Annotated in this window: 14 protein-coding genes and 1 pseudogene; 11 read left to right on the top strand and 4 right to left on the bottom strand. The window is 69.9% G+C overall.

The genetic code is table 11. The features are described from left to right. Positions 1-283: 283 nt before the first annotated feature. The gene (locus D9V36_RS20275; RefSeq protein WP_129295030.1) at positions 284-1,174 is read right to left on the bottom strand and encodes a helix-turn-helix domain-containing protein; all 891 of its coding nucleotides are present in this window, start codon (positions 1,172-1,174) and stop codon (positions 284-286) included. 529 nt (positions 1,175-1,703) lie between these two features. On the opposite strand from D9V36_RS20275, the gene D9V36_RS20270 reads away from it, so the two are divergent. The 9 genes from D9V36_RS20270 to D9V36_RS20230 all read left to right on the top strand — a co-directional run bounded on the left by D9V36_RS20270 (position 1,704) and on the right by D9V36_RS20230 (position 8,744). Beyond that, the gene (locus D9V36_RS20270) at positions 1,704-2,030 is read left to right on the top strand and encodes a transcriptional regulator (protein WP_129295029.1); all 327 of its coding nucleotides are present in this window, start codon (positions 1,704-1,706) and stop codon (positions 2,028-2,030) included. Between the two features lies 1 nt (position 2,031). Next, the gene (locus D9V36_RS20265; protein ID WP_129295028.1) at positions 2,032-3,054 is read left to right on the top strand and encodes a hypothetical protein; all 1,023 of its coding nucleotides are present in this window, start codon (positions 2,032-2,034) and stop codon (positions 3,052-3,054) included. Further along, a complete protein-coding gene (locus D9V36_RS20260; RefSeq protein ID WP_129295027.1) occupies positions 3,054-3,761 on the top strand; it encodes an ATP-binding protein in 708 nt (235 codons plus the stop codon). The genes D9V36_RS20265 and D9V36_RS20260 overlap by 1 nt, the downstream gene beginning before the upstream one ends. A 107-nt stretch (positions 3,762-3,868) precedes the next feature. Beyond that, a complete protein-coding gene (locus D9V36_RS20255) occupies positions 3,869-4,429 on the top strand; it encodes a WhiB family transcriptional regulator (RefSeq protein ID WP_129295026.1) in 561 nt (186 codons plus the stop codon). Then, positions 4,426-5,499, top strand: coding sequence for a DUF2637 domain-containing protein (locus tag D9V36_RS20250; RefSeq protein WP_129295025.1), 1,074 nt, complete (start codon positions 4,426-4,428; stop codon positions 5,497-5,499). The genes D9V36_RS20255 and D9V36_RS20250 overlap by 4 nt, the downstream gene beginning before the upstream one ends. 100 nt (positions 5,500-5,599) lie before the next feature. Continuing rightward, positions 5,600-5,824, top strand: a complete 225-nt coding sequence (locus tag D9V36_RS20245) for a hypothetical protein (protein WP_129295024.1) — start codon at positions 5,600-5,602, stop codon at positions 5,822-5,824. Continuing rightward, on the top strand, positions 5,821-6,483 hold the full coding sequence (locus D9V36_RS20240; RefSeq protein ID WP_129295023.1) for a MobC family plasmid mobilization relaxosome protein: 663 nt from the start codon (positions 5,821-5,823) through the stop codon (positions 6,481-6,483). The genes D9V36_RS20245 and D9V36_RS20240 overlap by 4 nt, the downstream gene beginning before the upstream one ends. Then, entirely contained in the window at positions 6,483-8,252 is a 1,770-nt protein-coding gene (locus D9V36_RS20235; protein ID WP_129295022.1) for a relaxase/mobilization nuclease domain-containing protein, read from the top strand. Before D9V36_RS20240 ends, D9V36_RS20235 begins: the two co-directional genes overlap by 1 nt. An 87-nt stretch (positions 8,253-8,339) precedes the next feature. Further along, positions 8,340-8,744: a hypothetical protein gene (locus D9V36_RS20230; protein WP_129295021.1), complete on the top strand. Its 405-nt coding sequence runs from the start codon at positions 8,340-8,342 to the stop codon at positions 8,742-8,744. A gap of 57 nt (positions 8,745-8,801) precedes the next feature. On the opposite strand, the gene D9V36_RS20225 is transcribed toward D9V36_RS20230, so the two are convergent. From D9V36_RS20225 to D9V36_RS20215, 3 genes and pseudogenes are all read right to left on the bottom strand, one after another. After that, positions 8,802-9,572: a transposase family protein gene (locus tag D9V36_RS20225; protein ID WP_129298557.1), complete on the bottom strand. Its 771-nt coding sequence runs from the start codon at positions 9,570-9,572 to the stop codon at positions 8,802-8,804. Between the two features lie 54 nt (positions 9,573-9,626). Beyond that, positions 9,627-9,806: pseudogene (locus D9V36_RS42120) on the bottom strand (FAD-dependent monooxygenase); the annotation flags it as partial. 7 nt (positions 9,807-9,813) lie between these two features. Continuing rightward, positions 9,814-10,038, bottom strand: coding sequence for a hypothetical protein (locus tag D9V36_RS20215; protein WP_129298556.1), 225 nt, complete (start codon positions 10,036-10,038; stop codon positions 9,814-9,816). Between the two features lie 192 nt (positions 10,039-10,230). Between D9V36_RS20215 and D9V36_RS20210 the strand changes: the two genes are divergently transcribed. Further along, entirely contained in the window at positions 10,231-10,575 is a 345-nt protein-coding gene (locus D9V36_RS20210; protein WP_129295020.1) for a DUF6233 domain-containing protein, read from the top strand. 709 nt (positions 10,576-11,284) lie between these two features. Beyond that, positions 11,285-13,375 (top strand): hypothetical protein, encoded by a 2,091-nt coding sequence (locus D9V36_RS20205; RefSeq protein ID WP_129295019.1) that lies wholly within the window; start codon positions 11,285-11,287, stop codon positions 13,373-13,375. Positions 13,376-13,658: the final 283 nt, after the last annotated feature.

The raw sequence follows: 13,658 nt of genomic DNA, 5'->3' as shown, positions 1-13,658 counted from the left end.
GCTCGATCGATGTTCGCCCGCCTCGGCAGACAGTCGCGGCAGCGGTGGCCGCACGTTGCGGAGGGGGAACGCGTGTCCTTCTGCTGCATCGGGGCGCGGGGGTCAGGAAGGGCTAAGGGACTACGGCGTCGCCCCATCATGGGCGATGCCGTAGTCCCTTAGCTGCATCGGCACCAGTCCGGCTGTGACGTAGCTTGTGCCGACCCGCTCCACGCGCGGACGCGCATCAGCCGCGAAGTCGGCAGAGCGGAAACGTCTCGGATGCGCAAGCTCGCGGGTGCCGTCACTCCCCGTTCTGCACCCCGGGGTCCGGCACCTCGGGCAGCTTGTGCTTCAGCTCTCCGACGAGTTCGTTGATGTTGGCCATCATCTCAGCGGACAACCCCCCGCTGTTGCCGCGGGCGGCAAGACCAAGGATCTGTCCTCGGTGAATGGAGCCAAGGAAGCGGATCGCCTCCAGGAGTTCGCGGGCCGCAGAATTGACCTCGGCATCGTCCTGGAAGAGAGCGGCGTCGACCTGCAGTGCCTCAGCCAGGCCAGCACGCACCACGTCTGACGCCTCGGTTGCAACACCCTCGCGAAGGGCGACGATGTCGTCGGTTGTAACGGCCGCCTCACCCGCGTGCTCATTGACGAGCTGCGCGATTTCCGTGTCAGAGGGCGGCTCCTGGCCCACGTACCCGTGCTCCAGGAGATAGTTGATCTTTTCGCCGACCGTGCGGGGTGCGGTTGCCTGCTCGTCACGCGAGGCCCCGTGGCGATGTCCAAATGAGCAGTCCTGGGCCGACAGCAATTCGCTCTCGGTCACCCCGTACGCCTCTGCAAGGGGCTGCACGTAGGCAGCGCTGAGTCTACGTCGACCGGACTCGGCGCTGCTCACCGGCACGCGGCTCGTGCCGATGATCGCAGCGGCCTGCGCCACGCTGAGGCCGGCGTCGCACCGCAGGAGCTGTAGGTCCGGCGGGCCGTCGTGGGGGAAAAGAGCATCGAGCGGCTGACCGAGCGCCGCCGCGATCGAAGGCAGCTTCTCGCCCTTGGGGAAATCCTGGCCGCCCTCCCATCGCGCGACAGTGGGGGCGCTGACACCTACCTCGGCGGCCAACTGTCTCTGACCAAGGTCCTTGCCCCGCCGGACAGCACGCACGCGACTGCCGTCGAACTGACGTGGGGGCACATGAACTCCTGCAGCGTGGCGGTCGGGCTGGTCGTCGGGGCGGTGTCTAGGGCAACGATACCCCGGACTTGATACATCTGCGCAACTAACGTACGTTCCTGTATCGCACCTGTTGATCGGGCCTCGAACCTCAAGTGTGCCAGCCCCGGAGAACCGCTATGCATTCGGTACCCAGCCGTTGTCGAGCGATCGCGGGACGTCTGCCCAAGTACCGGCCGTCGCCAGCCCTGTGCGACGCGTCAGGACCAGGGATGGACTTGTCCGCGGGTGTCTACGTATGTTCGTCGTCCCCCGCCGGGCAGCGACCCGGGGAGGGGCGAAACGAGCAGATGGAAGGCGAGGAGGAGGTGGTGCGAATGCGAGCGCACGGTCCGTGACGTAGCGCAGCAAAGAAAACCGGCGCCCGGGAGCTACCAACTCCCAAGCGCCGGGCCGGCACCCCGAGGGGCGCCGAATCACATCACGCGGGCGGCGGGGCTTCTTGCACGAAAACCGCCGCACCGCACTCCTACGAAACACGGAGTATCGCATGCTCGCCATGCCGAGCGGAACCCCCGCCTGCCCGGACACCGACCGCCACCGCCGCCTCGCCGCGCAGCTCGCCGACATGATCCCGGGCGCGGCCACCATCCGGGTCAGCCTCAACGACCCTCAGCAGTCGTGGCCCCACCCGCACGCCATCGTCAAGGACGAGAGCCGGGCGACGCTGAAGGTGGGCCGGAACACGGCGAGGGTCGCAGCCCGCTGGATCCTGCGGGTCTGGCCGGAGGCGGACTGGACACGGCCGCACACCTTCGACCTCGCCGACGCGACCCTCACGCGCAGCGACCTGATCGCCGCCGGTCGGGGCCGCTGACATGGCGCGGATACGAACCATCAAGCCGGAGGCATTCGTCTCCGAGTCGCTCGCCGAAGTGAGCGTCGAGGCAGAGCGCACCTTCTTCGGACTGCTCACCCAGGCCGACGATCACGGCCGCCACCGTGACAACGCCGCGATCATCGCCGGGCTGCTGTGGCCGCTGCGCGCCGAGCACACCTCGGTGCACGTCGAAGACGACCTCCACCAGCTCGCCACAGCCGGGCTCCTGTGCCGGTACACCGGCTGCGACGGCCGCCGCTACCTCCACATCGTGACCTGGTCCGCGCACCAGAAGATCGACAAGCCGAGCCAGTCCCGCCTGCCCTCCTGCCCGCAGCACCACGGTGCCGACCGGTGCGGCCCCTGCAAGGGGACCTGCACCAAGCGGGTCGAGGAGTCGCCCACCCCTCCCCGAGGGCTCGCCGAGGCTTCGCCGAACGCTCCCCGAACCCTCGATCTGCCCGCGCAGCCCGCCGCGACACCTCGCAGCCACGCCGACCACGCGCCCGCTGCCCAGCAGGACGCCTTCGACGGCGCGGTCGACGCCCCTAGCGGCGCAACCTCGAAAAGCGCAGGTCAGGACGCTCTCGCCGAGGGCTCCCCGAACCTTCCCCGAAGCCTCGGGGAGGGCTCGGCGCCTGGATCTAGGATCTTGGATCCTGGATCCTCTATCCCTACGGGGCGCACAGCGCCCGACGCGGGCACCGTCTCCGCACAGCAGCTCGTCGGGGAGTACGCCGCCGCCTGCGGCGAGCGTCCACCCGGGGATGTGCTCGGGCACCTCGGACGCCTCGTCAAGAAGCTCCTCGCCGAAGGCATCGCACCCGAGCACGTGCGGGCCGGACTGGTCCGGTTCACCGAGATCCAAGGGCATCCGTCCCGGCTGCCGAGCCTGGTCAACGACGCCATGAACCCGCGCTCCGGCGGTTTGGCGCGGCCGGGATCCCGGCATACCGTGCCCGCTCACCAGGCGTGGACCAACCCGGTCGATGCTGCCGCCGCCTACGCCGAGGAGCTGTGATGCGCACCCGTAACCGCGAACCGCAGACCCTCGGCAGCGAGGGCACCCTGGACCGCATGGCGCGGATCCTGGCCGCCCGCAACATCGACCCGGCCGCCGTCGCCGCGGTGGTCGACGAGCCCGAACCGTTCTCCCTGCTGGACGCCCTGTCGGCCGGGATGCCCCCGCGCTACCAGGCCGCCGTCGCCGACCACCCGCAGGTCCTGGCCTGGGCCCGTGAGGTCACCGAGGCGGCCGTCGCCCCCAGCCGGGGAGCCCGGCGGCAGGTCACCACCGGGCCCAGTCTGCTGATGGCCGGGGTCGTCGGCGCGGGCAAAACCCACCAGGCGTACGGCGCGGTCCGGCTGCTGGCCCAGAGAGGCATCGGCGTCCGCTGGCGCGCGACCACTGCCGCCGACCTGTACGCCGACCTGCGCCCCCGGCCCGGGGTCGACAGCGAGCGGGTGCTGGCCGCCGTCAGCCGCTGTCCGCTGCTGATCATCGACGACCTCGGCGCGGCCAAGTCCTCCGAGTGGGTCGAGGAAGTGACCTACCGGCTGATCAACCGCCGGTACAACCTCAAGCTCCCGACGCTGATCACCACCAACCTGAGCATCAGGGACTTCCGGGCCTACCTCGGTGACCGCGTCGCCAGCAGGCTCGCGCAGATGACCACCCGCGTCGAGTTCGAGCCGGTCGACCGCAGACGCTTCCGCGCCGCCGCCTGACCTTCCGCAGGCCGACCGTGCCCTTGGCACGCCGCCTGTCTACTCCTCACGAACCAGCGCCTCCTCCGCCGACGCCCTGCGCGCGGAGAGCGATCGGAGCACCCCGCATGACCACCACGACGATCACCCCTGCCCGCCACCGGTCGCTCGGCGACCAGACCTGGCAGGACGACGCCGTCTGCCAGAGCACCGAGTACAACCCGGTGGACCCCGACCTCTTCTTCCCGGAGCCCGACGAGACCGACAAGATCGTCGCCGCGAAGGCACTGTGCGCCCAGTGCCCGGTGCGCCGCACCTGCCTGGACGCCGCCCTCGAAGGCGGTGACGCCCACGGCATCCGGGGCGGCATGACCGAGGAGGAACGTGAGCCGCTGCACGAGAAGCTCGCCCACCGGCTCGACTACAGCCGCGTCAACGACACGATCGCCGGGCGGGACATCCACCTCACCCAAGCCGAACGCCGCGCGGTCATCTACGCCGCCTTCCGCCACGGGGTGACCGAGCAGCGCCTGGCCTGGCTGCTGAAGGTCACCGAGGAGCACGCCCAGAAGAAGTACCGCGAGCTTCGCCGGGCCCAGCGCAACCGGGGCCTGGAACAGAACACGGAGACATCGTCCCTCAAGGCCAACGGCGACCTGGGTCGCGATGACTTCGGGACGGCGGCGTGAGCACCGCGAGCGCGCCCAAGGCGGCGCACATCACCGACTGGGACCGCGCGGTTGTCATGGCCCTGGGCAGCGTGGGATGCGCCCTGAGCTGGGACGCCTTGCAGCAGATGGCTGTCGCCATCCACGTCCGAGGCTTCCTCAGCTACCTGTTCCCGCTGGTGATCGACGGGTTCATCGCCTACGGCATCCGGGCCCTCATGGTCCTGCGCGACGCACCCCTGCGTGCCCGGCTCTACGTCTGGATGCTCGTCGGTACGGCCACCGCCGCCAGCATCTGGGCCAACGCGCTGCACGCGGTGCGGCTCAACGAGGAATCGGTCACGGACACCGGGCTCCGCCTCGGAGACACCGTGGTCGCGGTGCTGTCCACGATCGCCCCGCTCGCGCTGGCCGGAGCGGTCCACCTCTACATCCTCATCGCCCGAGGGCCGGTCAAGGACAGTGACCGCGAAGACCCCGGTCAGGCCGGTCACCTCGGTCAGGTCGGCAAGCCCGCCGGCATCGCGGTCACCCGGGCCGACCGGGCCGACCGGATCGGTCAGCAGCCGGAGCCCGGTCAGGTCACGGCCGGGCAGCCGGTCACTGCTCTGACCGATCGGCTGCGTCTGTCCCTGGACAAGCAGATCCCCAGCCCTCGGTCACTGACCGGGGACAGTGCCCCGGCGGACAGCAGCAACCCGGTCACCGGTCACCACGGTCAGCCGCACGATCCTGCTGACCTGCCCGGACAGCCGGACACCGCGCCGCCGGTCACTGACCGCCCGGAGACCACCGAGCCGGTCACCGGCAAGCAGGACAGCCCCTCGCCGGTCACCGAACGGCCGGTCACTCCGCCGCCGGTCACTGACCGGGACGCCCGGACAACCGGTGACCGGCGCTCTGACCCGGACACCGAGGAGCTGCTGGAGATCGCCCGGTCAGCGGTCAGGGCCGAGGACAAGCTGACCCGCAAGGTGGTCGCCCAGGCGATCCGCGGTCAGCAGATCCCCCTGTCCAGCGACACCCTGACCGCCCTGATGGCCCAGCTCCGCGAGCAGCACGGGCAGCCGGTCACATCCGCCCGGACCTGACCGGACACCACGGAGCGGGTGACCGAGCCGGCACCTCGGCCGGTCACCCGCCCCGGACACGCACCCCCACGCCCTCGCGAAACGAAGCGGAGAACCACCCATGCGCACCCGCCCGACCACACCTGCCGAGGTCGATTCCTGGCTGACCGTCCTGCACCAGCGCGGCCACCTCCACCGCGCCCAGTCCGGCCCCGACACCACCTGGACCGTCCAACGAGAGCGCCACAGCCGCCCCTGGACCCTGCACCACCCGGTCCTGGCCATGGACTGGATCGAGGACCTCGTCCGCGAAATCCAGCAGCAGGACCCGGAGACGAGCCGGTGACAACCGCCAACGACCCGGTGGTCACCCCAGCCGGACAGCAGCGCGAGCCCACGACGGCTCCTGGCGGAGCAAGTTGTCGCATACGACGGTCCTACGGCCCGTCGCATGCACTTGCCCCCGCCCAGGAGGGCGGGGGAAGCCCGGTTGGTCCCCGAGCGAGGGCGCACGGGGACCAACCGGGCAACCGGCACCAGGGGGCGCCGGTCACCGAGGGAGAAGCACAACCCCGCACCGCGAGCGAGCCGCCGAGCCCGAGCGCGTTCCCCGACCGCACGCCACGCCGCCGCACCCGCAATCCCCGCCAGCGCACCCACAAGCTGACCATCCGCCTGTCCCAGACCGAGAAGACCGAGATCACCACCGCTGCCGCACAGCGCGCGGTCACCGCCGCCCGCTTCCTCTCCGCCGCCGGCCTTGCCGCCGCCCGCGGTTCGACCACCGTCCATACCAACGAGCAGCTCGACACGGCCATCGACGAGCTGGCCGCCCTGCGCACCGCACTCTCCCGGATCGGCAACAACATCAACCAGATCGCCCACGTCCTCAACAGCGGCGGCCTCCCGCGCACCGGTGAACTCGACCACGCCCTGGCGACCTTGATCCGACTGCTGTCCCGCGTCGACGACACGGCCGACACCCTGGTGAAGAAGCGACTCTAATGGTCCCCAAGATCCGCCGAGGCTCACGCACCCACGGCCTGCTCGTCTACCTCTACGGCCCCGGCAAACGCGACGAGCACATCGATCCTCACCTCGTCGGGAGCTGGGACGGCTTCGCCCCCGACCCCGGCCGCGACACCAGCCCCGACCCCGCCCCCAAGGCCACCCTCACCCGCCTCACCGCCGCCCTCGACCTCAGGGTCAAGCAGGCAGGTGACCGCGCACCCGCCAAGCACGTGTGGCACTGCTCGGTCCGCACCGACCCCGGCGACCGCATGCTGACCGACGCCGAATGGAACACCGTCGCCCAACGCCTGGTCGCGGCAACCGGGATCGCCCCCGAGGGCGACCCGGACGGCTGCCGCTGGATCGCGGTACGCCACGCGGACGACCACATCCACATCCTGGCCACCATGGTCCGAGGCGACCTGCGCCGCCCCCGGATGAACTACGACTTCAAGAAGGCCCAGGCCGCATGCCGCCGCATCGAGAAGGAGTGGGGACTGCGCCGCCTCAATCCGGGCGACGGCACCGGCGCCCAGGCGTCCACCAGCGCCGAACGATTCAAGGCCGAGCGCACCGGCCGCCCCGAGCCCTCGCGTGAAACGCTCCGCGAAGCCGTCCGCCAGGCCGTCGCCGGAGCAGCCACCGAAGAGGAGTTCTTCACCCGGCTCCGCGAAGCCGGGCTGCGCGTGAAGGTACGGACCGCCCCGTCCGGCGATGCCATCGGCTACAACGTCGCACTCCCTGGCGACCGCAACCGCAACGGTGAACCGGTTTGGTACCCCGGCTCCAAGCTCGCCCCCGACCTGTCCCTGCCAAAGATCCGCCTCCGCCTCGCCGACGACACGGTCGACCAGATGACGTCGTCGGCCGCCACCAGCGGCCGATCGGATTGGTCCCCGCCCGCCCGGGAGCGACGCAGCGCCACCGGCATCGCCGAGCACGCTGCCATCCTGCTCGACAGCGACGACGACAACGCCGCAGCTCACCTCGTGGGGGTCGGAGAACTCCTGGACGCGGTCGCCCAGACCTCCCCGGCCGCCACCCGCGCCGAGCTGGCTGCCGCAGCCCGAGCCTTCGAGCGGGCCACCCGCAGTCACGTCCGAGCGGAGCGCGCCGACACCCGGGCGATCCGCGCCGCGGCCCGGGGCATCATCCAGGCCGGTGGCGCACTCGGCCGGGGCGAAGACGGCGGCACCACCGCCATGCTCGTCTCGACCCTGGTCCTGGTCACCCTCGCAGCCGCCCGCTGGCACTCCGCCCGCGGCCACGCCCAGCAGGCCCACGCCGCCCGCCAGACCGCCGAGCACCTGCGAACCGCCTACCGCCAGGCCGCCGCCACACCCATGCGAGCACTGCACGACCAAGGCCGCGCCCTGCCCGAAGCCGTACGCCGAACCCACGAGGCCACCATCCGCGCAGCACTGCCGCAGCAGGGGCTGCGAGCCGACGGCACGACGAAGACCGACGCCCTGGCCGCTACCCTTGCCCAGGCCGAGCTGGCGGGCCACGACCCCGAGGCGCTCCTGCAGCGGGCCATCGACATGCGCGAACTTGAGACCGCCGAGGACGTGAACGACGTCCTGGTCTGGCGCCTGCGCCGCCTCGCCCAGCTCCCCGCACACCCGGGAGAAGTGACTCCTCAGCCGCAGGCCGGAGCCCGTCAGCCCGAGACCTCGACCAACGACCGCACCAGCAACCGGACGGCCCCCACGGCGGCAGCTCGCCCCGGCTCCGACCCGCGCACCCGGCCACCGCGCCGCTGACCTCTGACCGCTGACCGGTCACCACGAAACCCCTGGACAGTCGGCTGCCCGGCTGTTACGGATGAACCAGAAGGACTCGAAAGGTAGATGACGCTCGTGCTCAGAACCACCGACCGCACCGCAGAGCCGGCGCCTGCGCTGCCCACCCTCCCGGCCGGCACCGACCCCCTGTTGCAACTCGAATACGAGATGCAACAGCCCAGCGGTCCCGGCGCGACGCGCTGCCTCAGCCACCCGGCCGAGCTGGCCCTGCGCGGGATCCCCGTACGGTGCTCGGCCTGCCGCGCCCGGCGCGACTGGCTGCTCATCAACCACGGCCGCAACGTCTGGATCGTCTGCCGCTGCAGCAACCAGTGGCTCGAACCCGAGATCAGCCGCGCCGACTTCGACGCCCTGATCGCCATCCCGGACCGGAGGACCTACCCCAGCGTCGAGCAGGGCCTCGCCGCGCTCGGCTTCGACGGAGCCTTCACCGGCACCTACCTGGACTAAAGCGTGTTGCAGAAGGCTGTGTTCGGGCAGGTCAATGCCGGGTTCTGATGGTCTTCGTCAGGCGGTCAGGGCGAGGTTGTGCATGTGAGCGACGGCCTGGACCGCGTGATGGAGGCCGTTCCCGTGCTGCCGGCAGTCGCGGAGGATCTTGTAGTGCTTCATGCGGGCGAACGTGTGCTCCACCCGGGCTCTCACGCGCCGGTGCTCGGCATTGTCGGCTTCCTCGCCGGGTAACAGTGGCCGGCCAGGGCGTTTGCGGTGCGGGACGACGAGGCCGGTGTTGATGTACGCGCCATCACCGAGCACAGTCACGCCCGCGGCATGCTGGGCCAGCCCGGACTCCCGCCACACACGGGCGTCGGCCCTGTTGCCCGGAACGGGCCGGGCGGTGGCGATCACCAGCCTCGTGTCCGCGTCGATGATGACCTGCACGTTCGCCGAGAACCGGTAGTTGCGGGAGGAAGCGCCGACGCTCCGGTCCCGGACCGGGATCAACGTGCCATCCACGATCCACAGCCGTTCCGCCGCGTCGGCGGGACGCGTTGCCGGCTCAAGGGCGAGGAGAGGGCTCAGCCGTTGGATGACTCGACACACGGTTGCCGGTGAACAGCCGAATAGTGGAGCGAGCTGCCGCATAGTGAGATTCGTGCGGTAGTACACGGCCACCAACAGCACCCGCTCGGCCAACGGCAGGCACCACGGCCGGCCGCCACCGGGCCCGCTCCCTCCCCGCTCCCGCACCACCTTCAACAACCGCTCGAACTGCCGCATCCGCAGACCCGTGAACGTCTCCACCCACAACGGCTCAGCCCTCAACACCCCACCCATACAGAGAAAATGCCCGGCCCACAGCCTTCTGCAACACGCTTTAGGGCTCGTTGCGAATAGGGAGAGCACGCTGTCCAGATCGGCTGTGTCCCGAAGGGACTTGGCGAGGACGACGGCGTCCTACAGTGCCATTGAGGCCCCTTGCTCGGTGGCTGGTGAGGCCGCCTGCGCCGCGTCACCGATGAGCAGCATGCGCCCGGTGCGCCAACGGCTGCCGGGCGGGACCTCGGTCGCACCGTTCCTAGTCACGACCGCTGTTGTTGGTCGGCGTCATGCTCAGGCGCTGGCGCTGGCGCCGGCGCCGGCGCTTCTCGGAGCGATGCACCAGCTCGCTCACGGCGAGCGTCACGGTCGCCACGCGGCGGACCCAGCGGGGCCCGCCGCGCTCCGCCCACACCACACATGCACACCCGCCGACGGCGAGCACCACGATGCCGAGCAGCACCAGATTGATCATGTTCTTCATCCCTGCGTTCAGTTGCACGGTCCTGCTGATGGTCTCAAACCAGGAAGGGCCCCAACGGGATGTCCGACCGAAACGACATCTGGCCCACTGCCTCTCCCCTTCATGCTGGAGGATCATCGGTCAAGATCAAGTGGCGGAGGACATCCCGGCGCGGCCGGTCGCGCAACCCAGGTGGCGCGTAGAATCGAACGTGTGAGCGAAACGTCTCCCCTTCCCGCCGACCTGTCCCGGCTGAGGGTGATCGCGACGTATCTGCGGCTGGAGCTGGACCGCGTCCAGCTCCGCATCGCTGAGGCCGAGCAGCAGGAGCAGGAGGCTGCTCGCCGGGCCACTGCCCGCGCCGTGCCGCCGCCGGCCTGGACGGTGCAGATGAACGTCAGCGCGGACCCGCACCCGGTGGCCATCCACCATGGCGAGTGCGCCGTTGGGCAGCCCCGCGTACGGCCGATCACCCGACGCGGTGCTATCGAGGCGCTGACCGCAGGGGTGGAGGCATGCGCGTTGTGCCGCCCGGACCGCGAACTGCGAATCGACTGAGCCGTGGCTGCGGGAGTGCGAGTGGTGGCGGGTGGATTATGTGGCTGAGAAGAAAGGTCTTGCCGTGACCACACCTACCCCCGCGTCGACCACAGTGCCGCTGTCGTGCCCACCCAAGGAAGTCGGGCGCTGCGCGACCTGTCAGCAGCCCTGTCACCGATACGGGCACGGCGGAAATCCCCTTTCTCTGGGGGTGGGATGGGCGTGGTGTGACGTGGTGTGAGGTGGGTTCATTGATGCCCTGGGACTCGTTCTCGGGGGGGGGGCTCCTGCGGCGGGTTGTTGTACAACTCGGAGCTGGAGTTGCCGATGCGGACGTTGCCCGTGGATATGCCGTCGGCCAGAGGTACTGGACGGTTCTTGATGACGACCTGGATTCCCGCCCGGCATCGGTGCCGGGCGGCATGTGGTTCGCGACGCGTGGCATCACGCTTACCGAGACAGGGCCCCCTCTCGCGGCAGACGCCGGACACACCCCCGGCAACTTTCCGTAAATGATCTGTTTCGAAGAGTGATTCCGCCAGGATGATCGGGAGTGCGTCGCGTGCGCGTCGTTACTCCTTCCGTCGACGGGACACCCCGTCTCGCCCATCTCGTCCGGTCTCCCGAACCGGACCTGGGTCCGATCGGTCGCTCGATGTCTTCATCGGGTGGGAGGAGTACGCGCCCTCGGGGGCGCGTCCGTTGCCTGGCCGGCGTTGGAGGTCCCATGTCCACGGAGCACGTCGAGGTTTCCCATAACGAGCGGCTGGAGCGATTGCGCTCGCAGCTCCGGGGCGGCCTAGCGGTCCGGGCGGGCCGCGCCACCGCGCCGCCGCGTGGGTCGAACCTGCTGTATGGGGTGATGCTGCGCGCCGCGGCCCGTCTGGACGCGGGCCGGGAGCCGACCGAACTCGAGCAAGGCATGCTCGAGTTCCTGCGTGTGATGCTCCCCGAGGAGGAGATCCGCGGGTTCGGCCGTGTCTACGCGCAGGAGCACTCCGCCCGCGCCACGGGGTCGGTGTTGCCGGCCACGCTCACCGAGCGCGCCATCGAGGACGGATACGACTTCGCCGACCTGGTCAAGGACGTGCCGGCGCTGCGCGCGGAGTCCGGGACCCAGCCGAACCTGAACGTGGTGGACCTGGACCGCCTGGAGGAGGCCGCGGCGGACGACGCGGGGTTCGTCGAGGCGCTGGGCGACTTTGGGTACGGGGTCACCCTGGTGACCGCCTCCGACCACCACGACGACGAGCCGGCGCCGGCGGGCGGGGAGGGCGAGCCAGAGACCGCGGGCGCACTGGACAAGGTGCTGGTGGAGTTGAAGTACTTCAAGTGCTACCGCGAGTCCGACGAGTGGAGCGGCAGCGACGAGGTCTACTTCTGCACCGCCGCCTCCTCCGACACCGGGCATCGACACGAGAACGTCACCCGCGCCTACGGCGACGTCGACAAGGACGAGATCCACCACCTCGACGGCGGCACGTACCTGTTCAACGCCTCCGCCGACGCGTTCGTCACCGCCACCGTCGTGTGTTGGGAGCGGGACCAGAGCCCGCCCGGATGGTTCGACGAGATGTACAAGACCCTGGACACGCTCTCCGGACTGCTCCAGTTGATGGCCCAGAAACTCAAGGACTACGGCGGGCACTTCCCTGTCCCGCAGTACCACGACCTGATCGACTACGTCGAGATCGCCAACATGCTCGTTCTGGCCTGGGGCGGGTTCGTCAAGATCTTCTCCAACCCGGACGACTACGTCGCCGAGCGGACCCTGGTCTTCGACCGCGCCGCCATGAAGGCGTGGGCCACCGGCACCTCCACCCCCATCGTGAGCTGGGACTTCAACGGCAAACGGGGCGAGGGCCACTACCTGCTGGTCACCAGCGGCACCGCCGTCCTCAATACCCGGCCTCACACGATCACCCTGCCCAGCCTCGGCGGGACACCCGGCAAACCCGGCGGGCCCGCCTGGACGGCGACCGCGCTCCTGCCCAACGGTGCGATGAGCCGCGCACCCGCCCTGACCGCCGTCGCCAACCCCTCCAGGATGGACTGCATGGTCCAGTCCTTCGGCGACGGCCCGGGCGAGTTGTGGCACGCCACCTCCACCGGCCTCACCTGGGGCACCTTCACCCGCGGACCCGCGGGCAGGACACGGCACCGTCCCGCCCTGGCCTGGTTCAACAACGTCCTGCACTGCGCCTTCAACCAAGACGACACGCTGTACCTGAGCACGCTCCAGGGCACGACCTGGACCACTCCCCAACCCATCACATTCGGCGGCGTGGCCCCCGGAACCGTCCGTGGGGCACCCGCCCTCGCCACCCGCGGCAACACCGAACTGTTCTGCGCCGTCACCACCATCACCAACAAGGTGCGCTACTCGCTGTTCGACGGCACCAGGTGGGGCACCGCGTTCACCATTCCCGGCCCGAACGCCGCCCCCGACCCTGCGCTGATGGACATGATGGGCTCCACCTTCCTGTGCGCCTACCGCAGCAGGACCGGCGACCAGATCTGGGTGTCCGAATACGAAGGATTCTCCTGGGGCGAACCAGTGCTACTGCCCGGCACCACCTCCGCCGGCCCCGCCCTCGGCCACAACTACGGCCGGCCGATCTGCGTGGTCCGCGCAACCGGCGCCAACGAACAGCTCTACTGGTCCATGCGCGACGACAAGGGCGACAAGACCTGGAGTCCCTTCACCACCGTCCCCAACATCTCCAGTGCCGACAGCCCCGCCATGGCCCACCTCATGAACATCCCCGGCGACACCGCGGCCCCCTACGGACGCACGGTCCTGCTCTTCCGCTACTGACCCATCCGAAGTCCGGGCCCGCCCCAAGGCGGGGCCCGGACGCCCACCTGTTGCACTCACTGAAGTCATCAGCCCTGGCGCTGATCTGCACAGTTCTTCTTGAATCGCCTCGTGCCACACCTGCCGCCCCAGAGAACCCTCTGTGCATCGAGTGCCTGACGAGAGTCCGGCGGAAACAGCAGTCGGTGTCAGACGCCTGAGCGCCCCCCCCGCGGGCTTGTGTGGGGGGCGCTGCGCTCGTGGGCTTGTGGGTGTTAGCGGCGGTGCATCACGTAGATCTGTT

This window comes from Streptomyces lydicus (assembly GCF_004125265.1).
Taxonomy (GTDB): Bacteria; Actinomycetota; Actinomycetes; order Streptomycetales; family Streptomycetaceae; genus Streptomyces; species Streptomyces lydicus_C.
The sequence above is the reverse complement of the archived record's forward strand: the minus strand, read 5'-3'. Positions and strand labels throughout refer to the sequence as shown.

Coding starts and splice junctions, on each gene's coding strand:
- D9V36_RS20245 (WP_129295024.1), top strand. CDS start 5,600: ATGCGCACCCGCCCGACCACACCTGCCGAGGTCGATTCCTGGCTGACC.
- D9V36_RS20230 (WP_129295021.1), top strand. CDS start 8,340: ATGACGCTCGTGCTCAGAACCACCGACCGCACCGCAGAGCCGGCGCCT.
- D9V36_RS20235 (WP_129295022.1), top strand. CDS start 6,483: ATGGTCCCCAAGATCCGCCGAGGCTCACGCACCCACGGCCTGCTCGTC.
- D9V36_RS20255 (WP_129295026.1), top strand. CDS start 3,869: ATGACCACCACGACGATCACCCCTGCCCGCCACCGGTCGCTCGGCGAC.
- D9V36_RS20260 (WP_129295027.1), top strand. CDS start 3,054: ATGCGCACCCGTAACCGCGAACCGCAGACCCTCGGCAGCGAGGGCACC.
- D9V36_RS20215 (WP_129298556.1), bottom strand. CDS start 10,038: ATGAAGAACATGATCAATCTGGTGCTGCTCGGCATCGTGGTGCTCGCC.
- D9V36_RS20225 (WP_129298557.1), bottom strand. CDS start 9,572: ATGGGTGGGGTGTTGAGGGCTGAGCCGTTGTGGGTGGAGACGTTCACG.
- D9V36_RS20265 (WP_129295028.1), top strand. CDS start 2,032: ATGGCGCGGATACGAACCATCAAGCCGGAGGCATTCGTCTCCGAGTCG.
- D9V36_RS20270 (WP_129295029.1), top strand. CDS start 1,704: ATGCTCGCCATGCCGAGCGGAACCCCCGCCTGCCCGGACACCGACCGC.
- D9V36_RS20205 (WP_129295019.1), top strand. CDS start 11,285: ATGTCCACGGAGCACGTCGAGGTTTCCCATAACGAGCGGCTGGAGCGA.